Below are 23,573 nucleotides of genomic sequence, written 5' to 3' on the forward strand. Positions count from 1 at the left end.
GATGCGGATCAGCATCACGCCGCCGTTGACCAGAAAGTTTCCAGCGAGAATCCGTCCGAGGACGTCTCCGCTGGGTTTGCGCTTGCCGCGGATGAATCGTCGGCGCCCGATGAACGCTCCGTTCTCGTCGATCCGATCGTAGTCGCCGTAGACCGCGACGCAATCGTCATCGACGCCGGCAAGCAATTCGGACACCGCCCGAGCGCAAGCGATCGTCGGCATCGAGGAAAACGACCCAGGATGCGGCGGCGTGCGAGCAGCCTCTCGACACCACTTCGTCGAGACCCGAGTTACGTGCGGCGGAAACACCTTGCCGAGTATTCTCGATCAAAACGATGCGCGGATCGCTCATGGCGCGGACGATATCGACCGTACAGTCGGAGGAGCCGTCATCGACCACGACGATCAGCCCGACCTCGGCTTGGACACAGGCGCTCTCGACCGCTTCTGCGATGAAGCGCGCGCCGTTCTTGACTGGAATGACTACGCTGACGCTCATTCACATCACCTTCCGAACTCGATCCAGCTGAAACACGAACCGTATCAAAAAAAGAACCTCTTCGACCGGATGCCGATCGAAAACAGCAAAGACTAGGCCAATTTTGGCGTGGTGCTGGCGTCTGAGTTGGACGAAGGGCGCTTTGGCGCGGTCTTCTCCGTTCGGCTTCTGCTGGATCGAATTTTTGCTGCAATGGTCATCCGAAGCCACGTTTTTCTCAAAGAGAGATTTCTTCTTCATGAAGTGGAACAGGCGCGACGTCCTGACCTCCAGCCTCGGCGCCGCATTGGCGATGACGCCCGCAGCCGCGAGTGCGGCGACATCCTCGTCATGGAAAGCGCAGCGGCGGGTGCCATATGGTGCGGCGCTCGGACTGGCCGATCTCAAGTCCGATCCGCGCTTAGGGGTGGCTCTCGCAGAGCAATGCAGCTTGATCGTGCCCGTCGACGAGTTGAAATGGAGCAGGTTGCGGCCAAACGCTTCGACCTTTGCTTTTGATGGAGCCGATTCGCTGCTGTCGTTCGCGCAGCGAAACGGGCTTTCCATGCGCGGCCACACGCTTGTCTGGTATGCTTCGATGCCGGAGTGGACGAAGACGATCGATACGCCGGCGAAAGCGGAGCGCGCGCTCGTCGAGCATATCGAAACGGTCGTTTCCCGTTACCGTGGGCGCATTCGTTCGTGGGACGTGGTGAACGAAGCGATTCCGGACGTCGCGCGCCGTCCGACGGATCGTCGCCCGTCACTCTGGCTCGATCTGCTCGGCGATCGTCACTTTGCGCTTGCGTTTCGGACTGCGGCGGCTGCCGATCCGCAGGCGCAGCTGGTGCTCAACGAATATGACGTTGAATTCGGCGACGAGCATTTTCCGGCGAAGCGGGCGGCGTTCCGGAATCTCGTCTTCCGTCTCTTGGACGCCGGCGCGCCGCTCCATGCAGTGGGCCTGCAATGCCACCTGCGCGGTGCGAAGGCGATCGATCGCGATGGTCTTGGGCGCTTCGTCGGCGAGCTCCATGCAGCGGGAGTAAAGGTGCTGATCACGGAGCTCGATGTGGTCGACAAGGAGCTGCCGCCGTCACCGCTCGAACGTGACCAGATCATCGCCCGCCAAGTCGGCGATCTTCTTTCCACGGTAACCACGGCCGGCCCGCTCGACGCCCTGCTCACCTGGGGCATTTCGGATCGCTATAGCTGGATTCCATATATGTTCCCGCGCCGCGACGGTCTGCCGAACCGGCCGCTCCCGCTCGATCGCGACTTCGGCCGCAAGCCGTTCATGCAGATGATCGACCGCTTCACCGGCAGAACGGCGTAGCCGCGCGCGTGACGATCCGATCTGACGAAAATCATTCTTGAAAAGGTCTGTCATGACTGTTCGATCAGCTCTGCAAATCAATATGCATCCGCTCGATGCTCGCCATGTGGCGCACACGCTCGGACACGAGCTCGAGGTCTGGGGCCGTCAGGTCGAGCGCGTCACACTGACCATCGACACGAAGCGCAGTCTCACAGGCCGTTACCGTGGCGCGAGCTATGACGAGAATCGCAAGCAGCTTTTCGATCATATCGAGACATTCGCGGCGCGTTTTTCCAATCTCGAAATCGTGGAGGTCGACTATTCTCCCGAGGCGCGCGAGGCCGTACGGCGGCGCTATTTTGATTCCAGCGCGGACGTCCCGGAAAAAGCTTATGATGGCGGGCCGCTACACGCCTATTTCTACGGCCTGCTCCGCGCGGACGCCGATTATATCCTGCATATGGACAGCGACATGCTGTTTGGTGGGGGAAGCCAGGCCTGGCTCGACGAAGCCATCGGCTGGTTCGAGCAGACGCCCCGATGCGCTATTCGCCAGTCCATTGCCCGGACGCCGACGGTCGACGGCGCGCTCGCCGATCTGCATCGCTATTTCCCGGAAGCGACGCGCTGCCGAGACCGACGCGCCCTTGCCGCCGATTACCTCGGCCTATGGTTTCCATAGCGTGAGCACGCGCATTTTCGTTCTCGACCAGCGACGCTTCGATGCGCGCGTCGGCGCGCTCGAGATCGTGGCGGCCGAACGCGAAGCGTCGGCTTCGAGCGCGGATCTACCGCCAATCGCCACTGTCCCTGCCGGTTTGAGGAGCTCTTTACCGCGGCCATGAGGCGCCACGGACTGCGCCGCATCGACTTTCTCGGATCGGGAAAGGGCATGTATTCACTGCATCCGCCCTATCGTTCAGAAACCTTCTATCGAGAGCTGCCGAACCTCATCGCCCGCATCGTCGCTGGCGATATTCCGGATGCTCAGAGGGGGATTACGACGTCAATTCGAGCATGATCGATTGGAGCGACGCTCTCCGGGAGAAAACGAGAGCGCGGCGTCTCTATCGCGCGATCCGCGATCTGGTTCGCCCCTGAGGCCGCGGAGGAGTCGGTCGTGTCGTATCGGCACAGGCGAGGCCGTAACCGATCCGCTTTCGGCCGATCGCCGCTGATAGCGCGCGTTTTCCTCGATTCTGGTTTTGGCACGCCAGTTGCGCGGCTCGCGTAACCGAATACGAGATGTCTGCGGCTAGGATTCGTCGGCGTTTACGCGCGACTGACCGCCGGCTCGTCCGGCAGGAGCCCGGTTCACGCGACGAGGCGCTGGAAAAGCACATAATCTGGAGAGATCGAGCCGAAAATGCTGTTTCGCCATACCTCGCACTATCTGACTGCGAGCGCCGTCTCGGGGATCTTCGGCTTTCTGAGCGCCGTCGCCTTCACGCGCCTGCTCGATCCCGCCGAATATGGCGTCTATGTGGTCGGCGTCAGCGTCGGCGGCTTCGTTTCCGCAGTGCTGTTCACTTGGGTGCGCTATTCGGCCATGCGCTTTCAGTCCGAGGGGGATGGCGTCGACGTCCGCGCGACCTCGTTGGCCGCGTATGGTCTCTCGGCGGCCGTGGCGCCCGTGGCGGTCGCCGGCGTTGCCTATTTTTCCGGGCTGTCCCCGGCGCGCGCGGCCTGCGCGCTGGTGTTTTCGCTGGGCCTCAGCCTGTTCGAGCTCGGCCAGGAATTATTGAAGTCGCGGCTGCAGACGAGAGCCTATGTCCTCTCCTCGATATTGCGTTCGGTCGCAGCCTTCGGGCTCTGCCTCGTCGTGGCCGGGGCTCGGCGGCGGCGGCGTTGGCCAGCTGGCGATGGCCGCCGCGGCCTATTTCGTGGCGATCGCCTATCGACGCCAGCGATCTGGACGCGGCCGATCGCGCCGATCGATCTCTCGAAGCTGAAGACCTTCCTTCGTCTGGGAGCTCCGATCACGATTTCCGGCTTCGTCTTCACCTTCCACAGCTCGCTCGACCGGCTGTTCGTTGCATGGTCGCTAGGCGATAGCGCCGCGGGACTCTATGGCGCCTCGGCGGATCTCATCCGCCAGATCATCCTCATCCCCTCCAGCGCCGTCGCGGCGGCGGCCATCCCTCTCGCGGTGCGCGCGCTCTCCGAGGGAGACGAGGGCGCCGCGCGTCTTCACCTCGAGGAATCCGGGGAACTTCTGCTCGCTATCTTGCTGCCCGTGTCGATAGGCGCGGCGTTGACAAGCCTCATCTCGCTTCGTTTCTACTCGGGCCGGCCTTTCGCGAGACTGCCGCGACGATCATGCCGATCCTGGCCTTCGCCTGGCTGTTCTCGTCGATCTCGAATTCGTACGTCCACATCAGCTTTCACCTCGCCAAGCGTCCGGAGCTGACGATCGCTCACGGGGCGGCGACGCTCGCGGTCAACATCTGCGCCCTTTGGCCGCTGACCGTGGTCTTCGGACTGCCCGGCGCGGCGATTTCTCTCGTGCTGGCGGAGGGCGTCGGATTATTCGTCGCCTTTGCGATGACGCGCTATGCGCATCCGATGCCGTTGCTCGTCGGCCCGCTGCTGCGGGTCATCTCCGCCAGTGCAATCATGACGCTAGCGGTGCTCGCGGTCGAGACATTGCTACCCGGTCGAAGCGGCGTGTCTTTCACTGTGCTGGCAGCGAGCGGGGCCATCGCCTATGGCATTGCCGCTCTGTGGCTCGACATAGCCGGAGCTAGGTCGCTCGCCCTGGGCGCGCTGAGCGGACAGCGCCTCAATCTGCTGCGGGCGAGATAGGCGGCACGAGCACCGATCCCCGCATAGGCGCTAAAATAAGCGAGCCATTTTCTGATATAGCTACGTCTTTGAGGCGGCCACGGAAATGTCGCGGCTGCGTTGGTGTGAAACGGCTGATTTTACGCGCGATTAAAATCGGCCGATCAATCGGGCCCACGCTCCGCCCCCTTTGCGGAACATGGCAAAAGAAGATCGATCGGTTCGCCGTTGGCGCCGAGCCAACGCGCATCTCCAACCATTTCTCCTTTGTTAACCGGGGCGCCGCGCCCCGACAAATTATGCCCCGCTCGCGCTGTTTGCACCAGAGTCGCGCAACCATCTTCGGACAGGCGCGTCATAGATTTTGTCGAGCAGCCAACAAGCCGCGATCAGAACGACGATGACGACGCAACCCGAATAGGGAGCCTTGGCGACGATGATATTTCCAAATCGAACGCTGATCGCCGCCGCGAGCCCCAGCACCGGCAGATGCAGGACATAGACCGCGTAGGAGGCTTCTCCCAGAACCAACGAAAGCTTTCTCCACGGTCCCCGCAGATCCACGCGCATAGACGCCCATACGATCGCCGGAAAGGCGAACAGGACCATGATCGCGTCAATTGCGCCGATCAACGAGACGGGCGACTCCAGAAAGAGAATGAGCGCGACAAAGCCAGTTACGGCGAGAAAGCCGAACTGATTGGCTGAGGACGGCAAGTCGGTCGAAGCGGCGTGCGTGTCTCTGTTCAACCTGAAGATAGCGACTCCGCAGAAAAATCCGAATGTCGCGCGCGCGAAGCCCACAATGAAATCGGCAGTCGATCCGTGAGGCCCATAATCGACGCTCCCGAAATAGAGGGAAGCGAGCGCCAAGATCGCGCCGGACGCCAGAATCACGGCGAACAGTATTTCCATTCTTTGGAGGCGTTCCCAAAGCAGCGCATAGCCGAAATTCACGACAAGCTCGAAAAGCAGCGACCAGATGGCGGCATTGAGCGGAAACAACGAGCCACTGGTCGCGGCGTTCGGAGAAGGAATGAAAGCTAGCGACAAGACGGCGGACGTCGCTACGCTCTGCAAATCGTGAAATCCGCTCTTGTTGTTTCCGAAATAGCTGGCGACTGCGCCCGACGCCGCAAGCAGAATTGCGACGATATAGAGCGGATAGAATCGGATCAGCCGAATTTTTACGAATTTGAATGCACTCAATCCTCTGACGAAAGGCCCAGCGTATGCGCTTTCTATGACGGCGCCGCTTATGACGAAGAACAAATCAACGGCCAGATAGCCGTGCGCCGCGAAATAGGGCTGGAAAAAATCCTTGAAATGCATCGTGACGATCGAAACAGCGGCGACGCCGCGCAACGCGTCGAGAGCGTGAAACTTCTCTTTTCCCTCGGCGACTCCCGAGGTTACGCCTAATGCTTTGTCGAACATTTCGTACCGATCTTAAAAACAACTCGTCAGTCGAGTCCAAGATAGCCGACGCGGCGAATTTTGAGAAGCGCTCGACCGCCGGACGGTAAATCCTGGCTAATTCTCCTTGTGAGGCGCGCGACCAGAAGCGAGTGCCATAACGAACGTCACTTCCGCGACCGCTACGCCAAGCCATCCGAGGAAACAAACAGCGATACACCGCCTTCCCCCGCACACCCTAATGATTAAAGACTTTATTGCAGAAGTTAAGACTTTTGCAACACGCGCCGCGCCCTTGCTTTTCAAGGGCTTCCGATGTGCAAAAGTTTGTTGCAAAAGTTGAGCGCTTCCCTACCCTGTCCGCATGACGATTTTCGGATATGCCCGCGTCTCGACGGACGGCCAGAGCGTTGACGCTCAGGTGCGGCAGCTCCGCGCCGCTGGTGCGGAAAAGATTTTCAAGGAGACGGCCAGCGGCGCGAAGACCGACCGTGCCCAGTTGCGCCGCGCCATCGCCTCGCTCGGCAACGGCGACGTGTTGCTTGTGACACGTCTCGACCGGCTGGCGCGATCGACGCGCGACCTACTCAACACGCTCGACACCGTGGCGATGGCCGGAGCCGGATTCCGCTCGCTCGCCGACGCATGGGCCGACACCACGACCCCGCACGGCAGATTGATGTTGACCGTTCTCGGAGGGCTTGCTGAATTCGAGCGCGAGTTGATCCGCGCGCGCACCGGCGAGGGCCGCAGCCGCGCGAAGGCGCGAGGCGTTCACATGGGCCGCCCCCCTGCCCTTACCCGCCATCAGCGCGAGGAAGCGCTTGCGGCGCTCGCGGAAGGCAGCGCGACGCAAGCCGATCTCGCGCGGCGGTTCAATGTCTCGCGCAGCACGATTTCGAGGCTTTAGCCGTTCGCGGTCTTGAAGGCTATTGAGACGAAGCGGGCTCTCAGCTCTCCCCGCGCTTCAGGCGCGCGAGATACTCCTCGCGCGTCATGGACCTTGATCCGGCCTCTTCGCGCCGAACCCGATCCCGGCCGGGGAGGGCGTCACGGATGACGTCCAGATTCTTCCAGGGCGCCATCTCGTCCCCGCGTGGCTCGCCCGGCACGAAGGGGGATGTTTCCGCGCGCTGATAGCGATGCACATAGCGCGAGCAGTTCACGAAGGCCTCATAGACCTTCACTACCAGCAGAAGCTCCGCGCCGGGAAAGGCTGCAAGCTCCGCCTCGTCGCGCACGAGGCGCGCGGCGCCGTGGATGCGCAGCCGGTGCGGCTGCTCGAAATCGATGAACAGCAGTCCGACCTTCGCATTGGCGGCGACATTGCCCGCGGAGAGATACATGCCGTTGCCGTTATAGCTCGGCAAGACGAGGGTCTGGTCGTCGAGCGCCCGCACGAAGCCCGGCGCCCCGCCCTTGTAGGAACAGGTGGGAAAGCCGCGATGGTCGACGGTGGTGAGGAACACCATGTCCCGCCCGGCGATGAAGGCCTTGTGCTCGTTCGTCAGCGTGCTCGTCACCATCATCTTGCGCAGGGCGTTGGCCAGCGGCCGGCTGTCGAAGGCGTCCTGCAGCAAGCGGTGCGACTCGCCATAGAGCTCGGCGATCGCCCCGAGCGACGGGCGAAAGGCGGGCTCGTCCGGCGGCGGAACGAGCGACCAGACGAGCCGGTCGAGGCAGATCGTCCACAATATGCGGTGCGTCGCAGCCGCTTCCTCCCCCTGGAGCTCGCCGTGGGTGAGCGTCAGCTCGCAAGCGTCGGCGCCCAGTGGGCGCAGATCGACGTCGACCCGCGTCGGCGGCCCGCATAGGCCGGCTGCGGCGCCCTCATATTCCCAGCTCAAGGCGATCCGCCGTTCCGCCGCGACTTCGATGTAACGGCCGCAGAGGCAATAGCGCGTTCCATCCGGATCGAGGCCCTCCAGCCGGTAGGCGCCGCCCGGACTCGGGTCGATGACCGCGTCCCGCAGCGCTCCGGCTCCCGGAATCAGCCAGCGGACCAGCCATTTCGGGTCCGTCCAGGCGGTGAATATCTGTCCTGCCGGCGCATTGATGCGGCGGACCAGGACGAGCGAGACCGGACGACCCGCGGGGCCGGTCATGTCACGCGCTCCAGGGCGCGGCCGCGCGTCTCGGGCAGGAACAGGCCGCTGACCACGAGCGCGACCAGCAGGACGCCGACTGCGTACCATAGGCCCGCATAGAGATTGCCCGTGGCGGTGAAGGCGGCGAATGAGATCGCCGGGAGGAAGCCGCCGAACCAGCCGCCGATGTTGTAGGACATCGCGAAGGCCGTGGCGCGGATGCGGGTCGGGAACATCTCCACCATCCAGGCCGAGAGCGGGGCGGACGCCATCGCGACGAAGATGCTGAGGACGGCCATGAGCGTGATCAGCATCGACACATTGGTCGTCTCCGGCGCGGCGCGGGCAGGATATCCCGCATCGGCCAATGCGGCGGCGAGGGCGCCGTCGAAGGCCTTGGCCTGCTCCGTGAAGATCGCCCGGTCGAGCCCGCCGCCCTCGAAGGCGGGAATTACCGCGGCGCCGATCTCCACTTGGGCGGCGCGGCCCGGTGACGCGGCGCGATTGCCGTAGGGCACGCCGAGCTTGGCGACGGCGCGCCGGGCGATGTCGCAAGAGCCGTGGAACTCGGTGAGGCCGAACGGATCGAACTGGCGGCTGCATGTCGCCGGGTCGGCCGCCACCGTTACCGGATGCGTGGTCATCGCCGCCGCGAGACGCGGGTGCGCATAGAGGGTGACGCCGAGGAACACCGGATAGGCGGCGAGCGCCGTGCCTATGAAGCCGGCGAGCACGACCGGCTTGCGGCCGATCCGGTCCGACAGCCAGCCGGCCAGGATCATCGCGGCGATGAAGACCACGCTGTAGCCGAGGATAGTGTAGTGCAGCAGGAAGGGATCGATCTTCAGGTTCAACGCCAGGAGGTAGATCGGATAGGAGCCGGTCGCGATCGCGACCGACTGGCCAGCGGCGGCGCCGAACAGGACGAGCAGCGCCACCCGCAGATGCTCCCAGCGGCCGAAGGCCTCGCGCAGCGGCGTCCGCGAGCCGCCGCCCGACCGCTTCATGGCCAGGAAGACCGGAGATTCTTGCAGGCGCAGCCGGATATAGACCGAGACCAGCATGAGCACGGCCGAGAGCAGGAATGGAATGCGCCAGCCCCAGGCCTCGAATGCAGTCTTGCCGAGCGCCGACTCGCAGGCGAGCACGACCAGGATCGCCAGAGCCAGGCCGCTCGCCGCGGTGACAGCGATCGCGCTGGTGGCGAAGCCGCGCCGGTGGGCGGGGGCATATTCGGCGATATAAGTGGCTGCGCCGCCGAACTCGCCGCCATAGGCGAGGCCCTGCAGGATGCGCAGCGCCATGAGCAGCAGCGGCGAGGCGATTCCTATGGTCGCGTAGTTCGGCAGCAAGCCGATGAGCACGGTCGACAGGCCCATGATCAGGATGGTGAGCAGAAAGGTGAATTTGCGTCCGGCCCGGTCGCCGAGGGGGCCGAACACCAGCCCGCCGAATGGGCGGGCGACATAGGTCACGGCGGCGGAGAGCAAGGTGAAGATATAGGCATAGGCGGGATCGAGCCCGGAGAAGAACTCGGCGGCGACGATCGCGGCCATCGGCCCGTAGAGCACGAGGTCATAAGCTTCGAAGACGGCTCCAAGAGAGGAGGCCACCACCACCCGGCGCAGGCTGCTGGGATCGGCCGCCTGGTCGGCGGCGGGCGCGGGCACGGACGTTGTAGCCCGTTCGCTCGAGAGGGCATTCTGAGTCAAGCGCTTCCTCCATCTTGTTTCTACCGGTTGGCGCCGGACTCTAACGGCCCGTGTCCTCCGCCTTCATCTGAGCGACGACGGCATCCAAGGCGTCGAGCCGCTCGCTCCAGAAGCGTTCATGCGCATCGAGCCAGTTCCGGGCCGCGGCGAGGCCACGGCTGTCGAGGCTGCACATCTGATGACGGCCCTGCTTGCGTCGGATGACGAGACCCGCCTGCTCCAGCACTTTCATGTGGTTGGAGACAGCGACGAAGGAGATCGGAAACGAGGGAACGATTTCTCCAATGCTGCGCTCTTGTGCGGTCAGCATACGCAGGATCGCCCTTCGATGCGGGTCGGCCAGCGCGTGAAAGACCGAGTCGAGCGTCGCCTCAGAACATTTAATCATTTCATTAAATATCGACGCCCGCGCGTCGGTTGTCAAGATGGAGTGCAGACATCGATGGGCGCCACCTCGACGTCATTAAACGTTTGAAACTCTGCGCTCCACAGGGGAAAAATTGGGTGCTTGTTCACACAGCCGATCGCCTGTTGCTCACGTCTGGCAGGTTCCGATGCACGTCCTCCAATGCTCGGCCCTTTTAAAAAACGCTGCTGTCTCAGAAATTCCGAAGCTTTCCTCAAGACTCTCGACGAATCAGCGAAATCTCGGCAGGCTGGCTCGATGCGCGACGTGATTCACGCCGCGCGTTGTCGTGCAACCTTTTGGGGGAGCAGAAGCCCAAAAACAAAAACCCGCCTCGAAGGGCGGGCTTTTATCCGGCCGATTTAGGGAAAACCCGCCGGGAAAGTCGTGCGTCTGGACAACCACGACTCTCCCGAAAATCAGGCCCCAAGTCAAGCGGAAACCTCGTTTCCGCTAACGGGGTTGTTTGCGCCGGTTTCTAGCCTCTTTCGCGGCGGTTTGAGCCATCAAACCGAAGGAGAAACCATGCCTTTTTCACACAAATCGATTGCCGCGCCGACCGGTTCCCGACGACTCACGCTGACCATGCTCGCTGCGCGCGAGCGCGCCGATGAATTCGTAGGGGCCGCGGCCGGCAGCGCGCGCCCTTTCTCCTACCTCGCCGCGTTTCAGGAGGCGGAGCCCTATCTCGGCCTGCCGCCGCAGGCCTACAAGCTCATCGCGTGGCTCGTGAAGCAGACCATGCCGCATGACTGGGAAGAAGGCTCTCGCCCCATTTGCTGGCCCTCGGCCGCGCGCCAGGCGGAGTTCCTCGGGCTTTCTCCCGCGCGTGTGAAGGTGCTGAACCGCGCGCTTTTCGAGGCGGGCGTCGTAATCGTTCGCGATAGCGAAACCGGCAAGCGCTACGGCCGGCGCGGCGCCGACGGCCGCATCATCGAGGCCTACGGATTCGACCTGTCCCCCTCGCTTACCGCCATGATGAATTCATCCGGCTGGCGGCCGAGGCCAAAGCCGAGCGCGAGCGCATGCGGGCGCTCAAGAAACGCGCAACGCGCGCCCGTCGCGGCATCCGCCAGCTCGGCGAGACGCTCGCGGCTGTGGCTCCCCTGCCCCGCGAATGGACGCGCCTTGAGGCCGAGACGGCCGAACTCGTCGCCGCGATACGGCAGTCCTGCCGGTCGGAGGATTTGGCGCTGATCGTGTGCAGCCTGGAAAGCAGTGAAAGCGAGGCCGCCGCGTTGCTCAAGCAGGCCTCTTCGGCCTCCGCCGAACTTGTGAGTAAAAGCCCCGTGGGGCTCGTTTCCAAGCCCCACGATATATCTACAAACAAACCTATCGATCCGGAGGATACAGTAATTGCAGCCGAGAAGAGTAGTCGGGTCGATGCTTCGGGTCGAAGCGGCCAACATTCGGAGTTTGGATCTCAGGAGTTCCGCGAGACCATCAAATTCCAGCCCTACGAGCGGATCGAGAAACTTCATCCAGGCGAGCTGATTGACCTCGCGCCGCGTCTGGCGTCGCATATCGCATCACGGTTCCCCGATTGGCGCGACGTCGTCGACGCCGCGGGTGGAGCGCTACGCCATGAACTCGGTGTTTCGCAATCGCTCTGGGTGGAGGCTTGCGAGGCGCTCGGCCGGCCGGTTGCCGCTATCGCGCTCGCCCTCGTTTCGACGAAACCCAGCGAGCATTTTACGCGCGGCGCAGGCGGCTACTTCGCCACGATGGTGAAACGCGCCCGTACGGGCGAATTGCATCTCGATCGCAGTCTCTGGGCTTTGCGGCGCGCGCGCTGGGGCATTACGCCGCGCGCAGCGGCAGGAGGGGGTTGATGCAAGGCGCTCGCGCCGCGGCAACCTCACGCGGGAACGCCGAGAAACCGGCTTCTCTTGCGAACATGTTCACGAGTGAAATTGTGAAACACATGCCCCCTATGCCATTCAGCGTATCATGGTGCTCGCTTCGGCCAAGGGCGATTTGAAACTTTCCCGAAGACGGGAAAATTTCACCGGCTCCGCGGAGCCTAGGCTCAGGACCTATTAATTTGGAGTGAGGCGTGATTCAAGGTCTCCGAAATGGAGGCTTTGATGGGTGATTTGTTTTTGCTGAGCGAAGCGGAGATGGCGCGAATTTCCCCTCACTTTCCCTTGGCGCACGGCGTGCCGCGGGTGGACGACCGCCGCGTGGTCAGCGGGATCGTCTACGTCATCAAGAATGGCCTGCAATGGAAGGACGCCCCGAAGGAGTATGGGCCGCCCAAGACGCTCTACAATCGCTTCATCCGTTGGAGCCGGCTCGGCGTCTTCGATCGTATCTTCGCCGCGCTCGCGGGAGAAGGGCCGAAGCCGGAGCGGATCATGATCGACTCCACTCATCTGAAAGCGCATCGGACGGCGGCGAGCCTCCTAAAAAAGGGGCTCTTTCCCGCTGTATCGGCCGCACGAAAGGCGGGCTGAACTCCAAGCTCCACGTCGTTTGCGACGGCGCCGGCAAGCCGCTTGTCATGATGCTGACCGAAGGGCAGATGAGCGATCACAAAGGCGCGAGGCCGATGCTCGACGCGCTGCCGCCGTCCTCGGCCCTGATCGCAGATCGCGGCTACGACAGCGACTGGTTTCGGCGAGCGCTCGCGGAACGCGGGACCGAGCCCTGCATTCCGCCGACAAAGAGCCGTAAGAAGCCTCTCGATTACGACAAGGCGCTCTACCGGCAACGTCATAAGATCGAGAACCTCTTCGCCAAGCTCAAAGACTGGCGGCGCATCGCCACCCGTTACGATCGATGCGCGCACGCCTTCTTCTCCGCCATATGCATCGCCGCCGCTGTCGCCTTCTATCTCAATCAATGAGTCCTGAGCCTAGGCCTCCCTTGTCCTAATGTCGTGCTCCACGATGTTCGGAGGGCGTCCGGTTTCCCATCCTAGCAGCCGTGTTCACAAATTCAGGTGTGAACAGGTAAGTGTTGTCAAAATATCACATGTGAACATGTTCGCTCTTGAAAGCGTGAATTGTGATTGACGCGAATCGGCGCTTGGCTCACAAGTTCAATGCTTCACAGCATCAGGGTTTCACATGTTCACAATTTCAGTTGTCGGACAGAAGGGCGGGACGGGCAAGACCACGACCGTTCTCGGGCTCGCCGTCGCCGCGGCCAACGCGGGGCACGATGTCGCCGTTATCGACCTCGACCCGCAGGCGACCGCCGCAAACTGGAAAGACCGACGCCAAAGCGAGAATCCGCCCGTCGTGTCGGCGCAGGCCAGCCGGTTGCAGCCGACCCTCGACGCTGCTCGTAACGCTGGCGTCCAGTTCGCCTTCATCGACACGGCCGGCCGGAGCGACGACAGCGCCCTCAAAGCGGCGCGCGCGGCCGACCTGGTTCTCATCCCGAGCCGCCCGAACATCGTCGAGGTGGAAACCTTCCCGCAGGTGAACGACCTGCTACGCCTCGCCGGCAGCCCGCCGGCTTTCGTGCTGCTCAACGGCATTCACCCGACGGCGGGCAAGAACAGCATCGCCGAAGTGCATGAAGGTATCCGCGACCTCTACGGGCTGACGGTCTGCCCCGTGCATCTTTGCCAGCGCAGCGCCTATGCCGAGGCCATGACGACCGGCCGCGTGCCGCAAGAGCTTGATCCTGACGGGAAAGCGGGCGACGAGCTGAAAAGGCTTTTCGAGTTCGTTTGTGAATTTGTGAACATGCGAGGGGAAAATGTCGAAGTTCGGGGCGATACAGCAACAGCTTGAGAAGGCGAGCCGGACAAAGCCCGCCGCCGTTGCACCCGTCGCAAAGCCGCAGCCCGTTCCGCCGCCGGCGATCGAGCCCGCGCCGGAACCGCAGGCCGCGGCGCCCGCTCCGGCGCCTGCGGCTGCGCGCTACAAGGCGCCAAGCCGAGAGGGGAAGACCCATATCGGCGCTTATCTGACTCCTGATTTCAAGCGCAGCATGCGCCTGGTGCAGGCGGAAACCGGCGAGGACACGACTCAGCTCATCGCCCGCGCGCTCAACGAGCTTTTCCGCGCCCACAAGGTTCCTGTGGTGGATCAAGATTGAGATATTGAACATGTGAAGTTGGTGAGCATGTGGCCGGCAATGGATTGGAGCGCGATCTTCAACACGGCTTCGGCCGTCGCTGCCCTGGACGACGACGCGCTGTGGCTCCTGTCCGCGCGCGTGCGCGCGCTGCCGACAGCGTTCCCGCGCACCCCCACGGAGCCTGAAATTTGCCCGCGGGTGCGTCGGAGACAGTTTAGCAGCCGAATCCAGAAGCGCGCCCACGCCCAAGATTAGGGCGGGGCCGGGGCCTTCTCGAAGGCCGCCTAATGGGGCTTTGGCGCGACATGGAATTGCACGCCGGCCTGTTTTTGCAGATAGCCCAGCACGCCGAACAGGTTCCGCGCCTGCGGATTACCGCTCGGGCTGAACATGCGCATGAGGCTCTTCCGCGGCGTATCCGTCGCCGTCGCCAGTTTTTTCAAAGCCGACCGTCGCGTTGATGTAGTCGCGCAGGATCGATTTGCCCGTCTCGACGTCGCCGCCGAGCATGGTGTCGATACCTTCACGGAGAAGATTCTCCGCGAACGCCGGATCATCCGCGACGCGGCGTTGCACCAGTTCCTTGAAGCTCTTCGTGAGCGCCATTGCCGCCTCCGTCAGTTAATGCGCGGCGCCTTCCGCCGCTTGTAATCCGCCCAGCTCGCCTTCGCCGCCTCTATGTCCTTTTGCTGGCGCTTCTTGGTGCCGCCCGTTAGCAGGATCACCACCACGTCGCCGTCGCGACCGAAATAAACGCGGTAGCCCGCTCCCCAATCGATCTTGTATTCAAGCACGCCTTCGCCAACGCCCTTGGCGTTCGAGAGGTTGCCCTGTTCGAGCCGCGCCAGCGCGACGGCGACTTTCGCCGCCGCCGCCGAATCCAGACTGGAGAACCAATCCTCAAAAGGGCTCTTTCCGTCGACGCGGAGGTAATAGCGCAGTTCAAGCATAGATAATGGTAACATATATGTTACCACAATTCAAGGACGAAGGGCGCTGGCGCCCTATGAAAAAAAGGCCAGCAAGGTCACCCTTGCCGCTCCATCTTCTTGAACGGTCATCGCCCTCCGTAACGTAAAACGAACAGAGGGAAGGAACCTCGATCCTCCAAACGGAGCCTTGCCGCTATCCCGTCATGTCGTCGAAAGCGTGCTGCAGAAATTGAGCAAACACGGCGCTCGGGTCGAGATCCATCGCTTTTATAAATTCAGCAAACTCGACCACGTCGAGGCGACGTTCGCCGCGCTCGTATTTCGAGACAAAAGATTGCGTCCGGCCGATGCGCTCGGCGAGTCCTTCCTGGGTGAGACCGGCGCGCTCGCGCGCGGCGATCATCAACGCCAGAAAATCCTTGTAGGGCTTGCTGTTCGCGCCGCTGGCGAAAGGCTTCACGCAGCAGATCGAGGACGCGCATCGCGCTGCAATCATTCTCGACAAGCAGGCGATGAAGTTTTCCGATCGCGCATTCGCCATCATCCTGGCCGGCGCGGTCGGCGCCCTGGCGCTGATCGTGCTCGGCCTATGGGCGTCTTTGTCCTGGCAACGGGCGGAGCTGGCGAATCTGGCGCTGGAAAAGGCCGATCGGCAGGGTGAGATCGACGGCATGAAGGCGACTGCGCAAAAAATGCGGGATCAGGGATTGAAGATCGAATTCGGGAACTGTGGGGAGAACAAAGGCCGCGTACGGATTTGCGTCGCCATCGAGCCCGGGCTGAAACCATGGGGAACCGAGCAGGCGCCGTTCGCGATCCTGAAGGGTTATTGAAACGAGATGTGAAGGCATTGATATTAAATAGTTTCCAGCTTCCGGGGGACGGCGGAACGTGCAACTGCTCGCCAAAGGCTGGTTTCCCAAGGTTCTATATTCATCACTCGCTTGACCAGCTGACGTAATGTATGTAAATCAAATACATGCAGTGGTTACCAATGAATCGCTTCCTTTTCCAGCATCACGTTCGCAGCAAAATGCTCGAAAGCGCCCTCGGCGAACCCGTTGGCCTGATCTTATACGGAGAACCGCAGCTCAGTCTGATTGTACATATCCTCCGCTTCTGGTCGTCAAGAGATTGCAAATTCTTCAGGCTCCGTCTCCAAGAAGGAGCTTTCACATTGCTCGCAAGGCGCCCGCCCATGCAGTCCACGAATTCGGCCAGGTATGTTGTGCTGGACAGCTATCGTTTCTTAGCCGGAGTGGCATCGTCATATTTCATTATAATATTGACTTTCAGTTGGGGCTAGCGACCTGGTTTCCTCTTGTCACAAATCTCAGTTGCATGGTCGATTTCTTTTTCATGCTCAGCGGTTTCGTCATCGTGCATGGCTATCGGAGCCGTTTTGGATCGGCTCGGGAATACGGGGAGTTTCTACTGGCCCGGTGGGCGCGCGTCTATCCGTTACACGTCCTGATTTTGGCTTGCTATCTGGTGCTCATCGCCATCGCGCATCTCCTGCACGTTCAGCCCAATCACCCGGAGATATTGGCGCTTTCCGGCCTGCCGGTGAATCTGCTCCTCGTGCAAGCCTGGGGGTTCCTCGACCATCCGAGTTTCAATGTGCCCTCGTGGTCGATAAGTGCGGAGTGGTTTGTCTACCTGCTGGCGCCCGCCGTCTTCGCTATCGTTCGCCGTGTCAGTCTCGCGTTCAGCATGCTTTGCACACTGCTGATGGTGGCCGCCATGATTGCGGTCCACAATGCACTCGGCGCACAGGATTGGATGGATTTGACGTATCAGTTTGGAATGTTGCGCGCCCTCCCCAGCTTCTTTGCCGGTGCCGCGATCGCCGAGGCGATATGCAATGGTCAGTTACGCGGCAAACCATCTTGGTGGACTGTTCACGCGCTGGCTGCGAGTGCGCTGGTCGTGCTATCTCTCGACGTTCGGCGTGAATTGGTTCTGCCGGTCTTCTGTTCGCTCATCGCTTTTGCTGCTCTTGCCGATGCAAGAGGCGTCCCCTCTGTGATGAAGAGCCAAGTTCTCCTCGTTCTCGGGGAGAGTTCTTACGCCCTCTACATGTCGCACGTTCTTGTGAGCGTGCCGTTTTGGTGGCGCGCGGCGTCTGCATCTGATCGAGACCCGTGGACATTCGCCTTCGCCTTCGCGAGCTTCTGGATTACGATCGTGCTGTCCTTGCTCTCCTACCGTTATTTCGAGCGACCCATGCGGAGGGACTGTCAGGAATCTTGTGTGTGGGGCCATAGTAGAACCGCAGGAGGCGGGCTATGGCGATCAAGAAGGGCACATTGGACCAATTGCTGTCGGGACGCGATCCGAAGGAGGTTTTTTCCAAGGATGGCTTGTTCGATGAGCTGAAGAAGGCGCTGGCGGAACGGGTTCTGAACGCGGAGATGGACGACCATCTCGAGAGCGAAGCGGCGGCGGGCAAGGCGAACCACCGCAACGGCTATTCGAAGAAGACCGTGCTGACCGAGACGTCGAAGATCGACATCAGGGTCCCGCGGGACCGGGAGGGGACTTCGATCCCAAGCTGATCGCGCGCTATCAGCGCCGCTTTCCCGGCTTCGACGAGAAAATCGTGTCGATGTATGCGCGCGGCATGACGGTGCGCGAGATCCAGGGCCATTGCTCGAGCTCTACGGCCTGGAAGTCTCGCCCGATTGATCTCGACAGTCACCGACGCCGTGCTGGAGACCGTCGCCGAATGGCAGAACCGGCCGCTCGAGGCGATGTATCCCTTGGTTTTCTTCGACGCGCTGCGCGTCAAAATCCGCGACGAAGGCCTGGTCCGCAACAAGGCCGTCTATGTGGCGCTCGGCGTCACGCCGGACGGAACGAAGGACATTCTGGGGCTTTGGATCGAGACCTCGGAGGGCGCCAAATTCTGGCTTCGGGTGATGAACGAGCTGAAGAACCGCGGCGTCGGCGACATACTGATCGCCGTGGTCGACGGCCTGAAGGGCTTTCCGGAGGCGATCAATGCGTGTTTCCGCAGACGACCGTGCAGACCTGCATCGTGCATCTCATTCGAAACTCGATGGAATTCGCCTCATACAAGGACCGCAAGGCGATCGCCGCCGCGCTGAAGACGATCTATCGCGCCCCGACCGCCGAGGCGGCCAAAGAGGCGTTGGAGGCCTTCGACGGCGGCCATTGGGGCAAGAAATATCCGTCGATCGCGCAGGGCTGGCGGCGCAATTGGAGCAGGTCATCCGTTTTCGCCTTTCCGATCGCGGTACGGCGGATCATCTACACGACGAACGCCATAGAATCCTTGAACGCGAAGCTGCGGCGCGCCGTGCGACGAGAGGGCATTTTCCGACTGACGATGCGGCGATGAAGCTCCTCTATCTCGTCTTGCGCCAAGTCGCCGGGGAGTGGAAAATGGCGCCGCGCGAATGGTGCGAGGCGAAAAATCAATTCGCCATCATGTTCGACGATCGCTTCGTCGCGGCGTGATGGAAACCGGCCCGCACACAAGATTCCTGACAGTCCCATGCGGAGTTTGGATTACGCGAGCCGCCCAAAGCGCAGTCGGAGAGTCCTCGCGAAGACAGCGTATCGACGACATCGTCTTCGCATACGACCCGCTACTGAGGGGACTGAAATATCGATGATTCCCCATTAAGCTTCGTCGTGACTATGCACCCTGCTGTCGCAATCGCGCGTTTAAGTGCAGTTAAATGGATTATAGCTGCGCGATTTATAAGTAATTTCATCTGCCTACCTTGGAGATTTGGACTGTGGCTCTCTACACGAAAGTTTCCGACACCGCCGTCGTCCTTCAGAATGCGTCATCGTCTCAGGCACCGGATGGTCCACTGTCGCCAATGTTAATCCGCTTTGACCAAGCTCGGAGCGGAGGCCTTCCATTGTTCATCAAGCCAGGCGTCTATACGACAACCGAAATTCTCGTGAACTCGAGCACTGGTGGGGGACAAACACTGTCCGTCTATGCAATTCCGGGCACGGTCGTGTTGCAGCTCACGTCCGGCAACAATATTTTGACTATTAACGGTATATATTGCTGCAAGATTGACGGCATCAATTTCAACGGAATAACGTCAATTTCACGAATTTAAGCGATTCATCGGCGCTTCTTTCTGTCACCAATGCGCCGTATTGTGAAATAATCAATAACCAGTTCTATAATTCGGTGGCGTGTGGTGTGTATGTTTCTGGATCTGCTTGCACGATACGAGATAATCTCGTCTATCAATGCAGCTACGGCATTTGGGCAGTAGACGCCACTTCGCGTATCAATGGAAATACATCCAGAATTGTGCCAATAACGGCATATTGATTTGGACATCGACCGTCACTGGCAATGGCAGCATTGTATCCGAGAATAATATCAATGGCATTCAAAGCGGAAGTGGCACGGGTCAAAATGGGAATGGCATTCTCGTCTTCCGGGCGGTCGCTGTCACAATAACGGCAAACACCATCAGCGGGTGCCAATATTCTGCGATCCGATGCAATGGCGGCGGAGATTTCGTTATTCAAGGCAATAACTGCTATGGCTCTCGGGAGATGGCGATATTCATCGAAGCGCCAACCGCGGGAATCGACCTGAACGGCGCTGTCGTCTCGGGGAACATTATCGACACGGCGGCAATGGAATTGCGGTCGCCAATTCTGGAACCGGCGGTCCAAGGCGCCGCAAAGAGCGTCGCCATCACGGGCAACCGTGTGACTAACATCATCCATCAGACGATCAATGATCCAGGATATGTTCCGACTGTCAGCATCGCCTTCGGCATTTATGCGGAAGGCGCCGCCGTCATTTCGGGCAACCTCGTTGACGGAGCCGCAGGAATCGGGATCAACCCAGGCCATAATGCATCGACCCACGATCTTAATGTCAATGGCAATTTGGTTCTGAATAGTCGATCGGCATCGGCTATAGCGCTCAAGCGGGGCCGGCAGATCGTCATTTTCAAGCAACCAAATTCAGGGCGCCACGGGTGGCGCAATCGTTTCCGTCGTCTACGACGACAGCACTGGCACTGTCGCACGTGTGTCTGGAAGTACCGATTATGGCAACCCAGTATGACGCCCAAATCGGCAATGTCTTCATGGGGAACAATAGATCATACTAGCCCCGAAAATTCAGTTGGGTTGGCGGAAGTGGCACATGGGTTTGAATCGGCGGAGAGTTCTGGCGGCCTACTCGCGTCGTCTTCGAGATCTCTTTCCGACCCGTCACAGCTTCCAGACGCTTCGCGTCCAAGGTCGGCGGCGGCGGCAACCTTGGACGCGAAGCGAAGATCATGCGTATCACGGCGCTTTATAGCAATTTTACGCCGTATTAGACCAATGAGGTTTGTTATGAAAGTTAGGCAGAACATCGCGTTATTGTTTACGATTATTTGTACTATTGCGAATTCGCCTGGGCAGGCGGAAGCAACCTATTCATTCTCTTCATTGACATATTCAGGGAACTTCCAGAGGGGGCCAACTGAGTGTCGTCGCCACTTTGACGGCGTCGGCCGCTATAAATACCGATTCGATCTGCGTTGTGTTCTCCGCCCCGGATCAATACAATTTCTGGGGTTGTCGCGACATCGCTCTCGGCGTTGGTGTCAACGCGATCAATCTCGACTTGAATATTCCAGGAGATGCAGAAATAACGAGTTACAGCGGATATATTTTTGTAAACAATACAAATCCATGGGGTGCTATCGCCCAGTCGCCGTCCTTGACCACATTGACGGTCGCCCAAGTGTCGCCAACAATATTGTTTTCATTTTCATCGATGAATTATTCTGGGGTCACGACTCCGGGCGGACAATTAAATGTCACGGCGACATTGTCCACGCCGACGGCGACGAACGCCAATTCAGTATGCATTGGATTCGTGGCTCCTGATCAATATAGTTTCGGGAACTGTCAGGTGGTCGCGCTCGATGCCGGCTCCAATACAGTCAATTTCACTATTGACATTCCGACTAACGCCGAACTGACGAATTATAAGGGATTTATCTCGGTCAATTACAATAATCCATGGACCGGGCTCGCTCAATCGCCTTTCCTCGCTTCGCTCGACGTCAGCGCCAATCCGTCGACAAGTCCGCCGGTTCTCACCGGAAATGGCGCGGTTCTGCTTTGGGAGCAGGATTTCAGTGTCACGCGCTCACATTGAGGACCGCGTCGAACGCCACGGCGGGCGCATGGATGCCGAACGACATGACTTGGCAGTCGCCGACGCAAGGTTATGTCGATTTCGCCGCTTCGCCATGCGCGGCCGCGGATGTCGCTTCAGGAATCTGCAGCCGGCCTGGCGGAACTTTCGACATTAACCCGAATGATCCGACGATGCTCGGAGTGTCCCCTTTTTCGCAGGCGAACGGCTATTTGACGATTTCCGCGAGACCAACGCCGAGCAACCTCGTGTCAGCCATCCAGGCGGAGATGACGGCGCAAGGCGTGGGCGGCCCGGTTCCGTCATTCATTGGCGGCCATCTGGAGGCCAATCCGGCAGTCTTCCCTGGTTTTACTTACGGCTATTTCGAGTTTCGTGCGGCCTTTCCGAACGCTGGGCCCGGAATGTTTCCGGCGCTATGGTTCTATTCAACTCCCGGGGCAAACCCAACATGCGCACGCGGAAATTGATCTGCTTGAATTCTTCGGGCATTCCTCCTCCTTTTATACAACGATCTATTCCGGCGGACAAAACGACAACGCGGGAACCACGGTCGGGCAGCACATCGGTCTGATCGACGGGCAGTTTCATACCTATGGCCTGGACTGGACGGCGCAGCATATAGATTTTTATCTCGACCAACAGTTGATCTATTCGGCTCCTGCTTCTCTCGTGAACGCCTATCAGGGAGTGTCGCTGACGCCCTCATGAACTATGTCATGGACGCCAGTTGGATGGAGTCAAATATTAACTTGCGACCCGATGCGACGACGCCAGATCCTCTCATTATGAATGTCAATTACGTGCGGCTCTATAGCGTCAAGCCGTTTTGACCGCGTCGACGGCACGCATTGCCGGGATGCGATATCGTTCGACGAATGGCAGAACCAAGGTGACGCCATCTTGTGCGTGCGCGGCGACGTCACATCGACGGGTGGGCGGTAAGTCTCTCGGCGTCGAGTTCGGTCTGCTTGGCTTGCTTATAGGGGCTGGGTGAAAAGCCGAACGCCGCGAGATTGCGTCCCGTGGCGACGCAGATCGGATGCAATGTCGGCAATAGGCAGCGCGTTCGCTGAAACATCGAGACAGCGCGCAACGCCGAGAGCGGGAGCGTCAAGAAATTCTTGATGAAGATCAGTGAGCGACCGAGACGGCTCGGATGGCGCTTGCAGTCGATCTGATAGTTGATTGCGCCAATGGCGAGGCCGCGGCGCAAGATCCAGCGGGCCTTCATGCGCTGCGCTGGAACGCTCTCAGTCACGATCGCATCGTTGCTCCAATAGGTGGTGAATCCCTTCAGGCGGCATCGCTTGAAGAAATCCATGTCGCCGCCGCCGAGAAAATTGAATCGGAGGTCGAAGTAAGGGGCCTCGAAGGATTCGAACACATGGCGTCGGAGCAGACAATTTCCTGAGCCGAGAAGCGAGGGAATGAAACGGGAGAAAGACAGGCCGGGATCGAACACCGGATGAAGCGTGGCCGCGCGATCGGGAGCGGTCTCGAACGAACGAACGACCGGCCCGCCGACGATGTCAGCGCCGCTCTGTCGCGCCCCACCGACCATCTCCAGAAGCCATAATGGGCTCGCGATCTCGTCATCGTCGATCATGAGAATGAATTCGGCGCTCGGGAAACTATCGAGAGCGGTCTCGAAGGCGCGATTGATCGCCCTGCAATTTCCCCGTTGTGGCTCGACGACACACTCCTCGAAGCGCCCCCGATTTCAAAAAGGCGTCTGCGACGACCTTGCCCTCGCGACGTTCGCTGTCGTTTTCGACGACCACGACCGCGAAATTCACGCCCTCGGCTTGATGAGCGAGCGAGGCAAGCGTCTTTTCGAGATGCGTCGGGCGACGAAATGTTGGAACGCAGACGACTGCTGCGACATTCGATTCGGTCTGAGAACCCGACACTTTCTATTCTCCTGTGTGCCCGTCGAAGGCAAGCGGGCCTCCGATGGGGACGCGCTCTAAATTCCTGCTGCGGCTCCGACCAGTCGAAGCACGACGTTCGGCGCGTGCGACGGAAGCGCCATAATCGCTTGTGTTGCTTGGCGAACTGCTCGCAGATAGGCTCCGGAGCGGAATGTCTGGCAAGCGAGATAGGTGCGCAGATGCGCTTCTGATCTGCGGCGCAGACGCTCCAGTCGATGGGAGTTGAAGCGTCCGCAGATCAGCGGGTCTGCGAAAACCCGCTCCAATGCCGTCTCATATCGGCGATAGTCAATAGATGAGTC

27 protein-coding genes and 5 pseudogenes are annotated in these 23,573 nt (G+C 60.4%); 18 read left to right on the forward strand and 14 right to left on the reverse strand.

Annotation, left to right across the window (positions count from 1 at the left end; all coding sequences use genetic code 11):
• From IY145_RS25380 to IY145_RS24915, 3 genes and pseudogenes are all read right to left on the reverse strand, one after another.
• Nucleotides 1-195, reverse strand: a pseudogene (locus IY145_RS25380) (UDP-hexose transferase); the annotation flags it as partial.
• Nucleotides 167-499 (reverse strand): glycosyltransferase, encoded by a 333-nt coding sequence (locus IY145_RS24910; protein ID WP_196410951.1) that lies wholly within the window; start codon nt 497-499, stop codon nt 167-169. The gene IY145_RS24910 and the pseudogene IY145_RS25380, both read right to left, overlap by 29 nt.
• Nucleotides 500-739, reverse strand: a complete 240-nt coding sequence (locus tag IY145_RS24915) for a hypothetical protein (protein ID WP_196410952.1) — start codon at nt 737-739, stop codon at nt 500-502.
• Nucleotides 740-791: 52 nt separating this feature from the next.
• On the opposite strand from IY145_RS24915, the gene IY145_RS24920 reads away from it, so the two are divergent.
• The 5 genes from IY145_RS24920 to IY145_RS24935 all read left to right on the forward strand — a co-directional run bounded on the left by IY145_RS24920 (nt 792) and on the right by IY145_RS24935 (nt 4,601).
• Nucleotides 792-1,814, forward strand: a complete 1,023-nt coding sequence (locus IY145_RS24920) for an endo-1,4-beta-xylanase (RefSeq protein WP_312030674.1) — start codon at nt 792-794, stop codon at nt 1,812-1,814.
• A gap of 52 nt (nt 1,815-1,866) precedes the next feature.
• Nucleotides 1,867-2,478 (forward strand): glycosyltransferase family A protein, encoded by a 612-nt coding sequence (locus IY145_RS24925; protein WP_196410954.1) that lies wholly within the window; start codon nt 1,867-1,869, stop codon nt 2,476-2,478.
• A 210-nt stretch (nt 2,479-2,688) separates the two neighbouring features.
• On the forward strand, nt 2,689-2,817 hold the full coding sequence (locus IY145_RS26255; RefSeq protein WP_281433711.1) for a hypothetical protein: 129 nt from the start codon (nt 2,689-2,691) through the stop codon (nt 2,815-2,817).
• Between the two features lie 345 nt (nt 2,818-3,162).
• Nucleotides 3,163-4,206 carry a lipopolysaccharide biosynthesis protein gene (locus tag IY145_RS24930; protein ID WP_196410955.1) on the forward strand — a complete coding sequence of 348 codons (1,044 nt, stop codon included), beginning with the start codon at nt 3,163-3,165 and terminating at the stop codon, nt 4,204-4,206.
• Entirely contained in the window at nt 4,116-4,601 is a 486-nt protein-coding gene (locus tag IY145_RS24935; protein ID WP_196410956.1) for a polysaccharide biosynthesis C-terminal domain-containing protein, read from the forward strand. The genes IY145_RS24930 and IY145_RS24935 overlap by 91 nt, the downstream gene beginning before the upstream one ends.
• A gap of 276 nt (nt 4,602-4,877) precedes the next feature.
• Here IY145_RS24935 and IY145_RS24940 read toward each other — a convergent pair whose 3' ends face one another.
• Complete coding sequence (locus IY145_RS24940; RefSeq protein WP_196406400.1) at nt 4,878-6,017, reverse strand: acyltransferase family protein; 1,140 nt, start codon at nt 6,015-6,017, stop codon at nt 4,878-4,880.
• A gap of 343 nt (nt 6,018-6,360) precedes the next feature.
• On the opposite strand from IY145_RS24940, the gene IY145_RS24945 reads away from it, so the two are divergent.
• Nucleotides 6,361-6,906: a recombinase family protein gene (locus IY145_RS24945; RefSeq protein WP_196406399.1), complete on the forward strand. Its 546-nt coding sequence runs from the start codon at nt 6,361-6,363 to the stop codon at nt 6,904-6,906.
• Nucleotides 6,907-6,946: 40 nt separating this feature from the next.
• Here IY145_RS24945 and IY145_RS24950 read toward each other — a convergent pair whose 3' ends face one another.
• Genes IY145_RS24950 through IY145_RS24960 form a run of 3 tightly spaced genes read right to left on the reverse strand, consistent with a single transcriptional unit; the run spans nt 6,947 to nt 10,219 of the window.
• The gene (locus tag IY145_RS24950) at nt 6,947-8,101 is read right to left on the reverse strand and encodes a pyridoxamine 5'-phosphate oxidase family protein (protein ID WP_196406398.1); all 1,155 of its coding nucleotides are present in this window, start codon (nt 8,099-8,101) and stop codon (nt 6,947-6,949) included.
• Nucleotides 8,098-9,795, reverse strand: coding sequence for an MFS transporter (locus tag IY145_RS24955; RefSeq protein ID WP_196406397.1), 1,698 nt, complete (start codon nt 9,793-9,795; stop codon nt 8,098-8,100). Before IY145_RS24955 ends, IY145_RS24950 begins: the two co-directional genes overlap by 4 nt.
• A 40-nt stretch (nt 9,796-9,835) precedes the next feature.
• Complete coding sequence (locus tag IY145_RS24960; protein ID WP_246721609.1) at nt 9,836-10,219, reverse strand: helix-turn-helix transcriptional regulator; 384 nt, start codon at nt 10,217-10,219, stop codon at nt 9,836-9,838.
• Between the two features lie 567 nt (nt 10,220-10,786).
• Between IY145_RS24960 and IY145_RS24965 the strand changes: the two are divergent.
• The 5 genes and pseudogenes from IY145_RS24965 to IY145_RS24985 form a co-directional block, all read left to right on the forward strand.
• Nucleotides 10,787-11,229 (forward strand): annotated as a pseudogene (locus IY145_RS24965) (helix-turn-helix domain-containing protein); the annotation flags it as partial.
• 159 nt (nt 11,230-11,388) lie between these two features.
• Nucleotides 11,389-12,033 (forward strand): replication initiation protein RepC, encoded by a 645-nt coding sequence (gene repC, locus IY145_RS24970; protein ID WP_196406406.1) that lies wholly within the window; start codon nt 11,389-11,391, stop codon nt 12,031-12,033.
• A 255-nt stretch (nt 12,034-12,288) separates the two neighbouring features.
• Nucleotides 12,289-13,049 (forward strand): IS5 family transposase gene (locus IY145_RS24975; protein ID WP_196406395.1). Its coding sequence is split into 2 segments (ribosomal slippage): nt 12,289-12,622 and nt 12,622-13,049, totalling 762 coding nucleotides; the frame shifts between segments, so codons are not numbered across the junction.
• A gap of 223 nt (nt 13,050-13,272) precedes the next feature.
• Nucleotides 13,273-13,947, forward strand: coding sequence for an AAA family ATPase (locus IY145_RS24980; protein WP_196406394.1), 675 nt, complete (start codon nt 13,273-13,275; stop codon nt 13,945-13,947).
• A complete protein-coding gene (locus IY145_RS24985) occupies nt 13,913-14,254 on the forward strand; it encodes a ribbon-helix-helix domain-containing protein (protein ID WP_196406393.1) in 342 nt (113 codons plus the stop codon). Before IY145_RS24980 ends, IY145_RS24985 begins: the two co-directional genes overlap by 35 nt.
• Before the next feature lie 354 nt (nt 14,255-14,608).
• On the opposite strand, the gene IY145_RS24990 is transcribed toward IY145_RS24985, so the two are convergent.
• The 3 genes from IY145_RS24990 to IY145_RS25000 form a co-directional block, all read right to left on the reverse strand.
• Nucleotides 14,609-14,842 carry a hypothetical protein gene (locus IY145_RS24990; RefSeq protein ID WP_312030672.1) on the reverse strand — a complete coding sequence of 78 codons (234 nt, stop codon included), beginning with the start codon at nt 14,840-14,842 and terminating at the stop codon, nt 14,609-14,611.
• 11 nt (nt 14,843-14,853) lie between these two features.
• Entirely contained in the window at nt 14,854-15,201 is a 348-nt protein-coding gene (locus tag IY145_RS24995; protein ID WP_246721608.1) for a type II toxin-antitoxin system RelE/ParE family toxin, read from the reverse strand.
• Between the two features lie 160 nt (nt 15,202-15,361).
• Nucleotides 15,362-15,571 (reverse strand): helix-turn-helix domain-containing protein, encoded by a 210-nt coding sequence (locus tag IY145_RS25000; protein ID WP_246721607.1) that lies wholly within the window; start codon nt 15,569-15,571, stop codon nt 15,362-15,364.
• A 25-nt stretch (nt 15,572-15,596) separates the two neighbouring features.
• Between IY145_RS25000 and IY145_RS25005 the strand changes: the two genes are divergently transcribed.
• The 4 genes and pseudogenes from IY145_RS25005 to IY145_RS26685 all read left to right on the forward strand — a co-directional run.
• Nucleotides 15,597-16,001: a hypothetical protein gene (locus tag IY145_RS25005; RefSeq protein ID WP_196406414.1), complete on the forward strand. Its 405-nt coding sequence runs from the start codon at nt 15,597-15,599 to the stop codon at nt 15,999-16,001.
• A 127-nt stretch (nt 16,002-16,128) separates the two neighbouring features.
• Nucleotides 16,129-17,547 (forward strand): acyltransferase, encoded by a 1,419-nt coding sequence (locus IY145_RS25010; protein ID WP_246722453.1) that lies wholly within the window; start codon nt 16,129-16,131, stop codon nt 17,545-17,547.
• Nucleotides 17,457-18,651, forward strand: a pseudogene (locus IY145_RS25015) (IS256 family transposase). The gene IY145_RS25010 and the pseudogene IY145_RS25015 overlap by 91 nt, the downstream one beginning before the upstream one ends.
• 658 nt (nt 18,652-19,309) lie before the next feature.
• Nucleotides 19,310-19,495, forward strand: a pseudogene (locus IY145_RS26685) (right-handed parallel beta-helix repeat-containing protein); the annotation flags it as partial.
• Here IY145_RS26685 and IY145_RS26070 read toward each other — a convergent pair.
• Nucleotides 19,417-20,139 (reverse strand): hypothetical protein, encoded by a 723-nt coding sequence (locus IY145_RS26070; protein ID WP_246722454.1) that lies wholly within the window; start codon nt 20,137-20,139, stop codon nt 19,417-19,419. The pseudogene IY145_RS26685 and the gene IY145_RS26070 overlap by 79 nt on opposite strands.
• Nucleotides 20,140-20,713: 574 nt before the next feature.
• On the opposite strand from IY145_RS26070, the gene IY145_RS26075 reads away from it, so the two are divergent.
• From IY145_RS26075 to IY145_RS26690, 3 genes are read left to right on the forward strand one after another with little or no spacing between them, the layout of a single operon-like run.
• Nucleotides 20,714-21,337 carry a hypothetical protein gene (locus IY145_RS26075; RefSeq protein ID WP_246722455.1) on the forward strand — a complete coding sequence of 208 codons (624 nt, stop codon included), beginning with the start codon at nt 20,714-20,716 and terminating at the stop codon, nt 21,335-21,337.
• A gap of 32 nt (nt 21,338-21,369) precedes the next feature.
• Nucleotides 21,370-21,807: a hypothetical protein gene (locus tag IY145_RS26080; RefSeq protein WP_246722456.1), complete on the forward strand. Its 438-nt coding sequence runs from the start codon at nt 21,370-21,372 to the stop codon at nt 21,805-21,807.
• Nucleotides 21,713-22,048 carry a family 16 glycosylhydrolase gene (locus IY145_RS26690; protein WP_409455336.1) on the forward strand — a complete coding sequence of 112 codons (336 nt, stop codon included), beginning with the start codon at nt 21,713-21,715 and terminating at the stop codon, nt 22,046-22,048. The genes IY145_RS26080 and IY145_RS26690 overlap by 95 nt, the downstream gene beginning before the upstream one ends.
• A 211-nt stretch (nt 22,049-22,259) precedes the next feature.
• On the opposite strand, the gene IY145_RS25040 is transcribed toward IY145_RS26690, so the two are convergent.
• From IY145_RS25040 to IY145_RS25385, 3 genes and pseudogenes are all read right to left on the reverse strand, one after another.
• A complete protein-coding gene (locus IY145_RS25040; RefSeq protein ID WP_312030675.1) occupies nt 22,260-23,003 on the reverse strand; it encodes a glycosyltransferase family 2 protein in 744 nt (247 codons plus the stop codon).
• Nucleotides 22,972-23,250 carry a glycosyltransferase gene (locus tag IY145_RS26405; RefSeq protein WP_312030673.1) on the reverse strand — a complete coding sequence of 93 codons (279 nt, stop codon included), beginning with the start codon at nt 23,248-23,250 and terminating at the stop codon, nt 22,972-22,974. The genes IY145_RS25040 and IY145_RS26405 overlap by 32 nt, the downstream gene beginning before the upstream one ends.
• A 56-nt stretch (nt 23,251-23,306) precedes the next feature.
• Nucleotides 23,307-23,573 (reverse strand): annotated as a pseudogene (locus IY145_RS25385) (hypothetical protein); the annotation flags it as partial.

Origin of the sequence: Methylosinus sp. H3A, assembly GCF_015709455.1 — a bacterium.
Taxonomy (GTDB): Bacteria; Pseudomonadota; Alphaproteobacteria; order Rhizobiales; family Beijerinckiaceae; genus Methylosinus.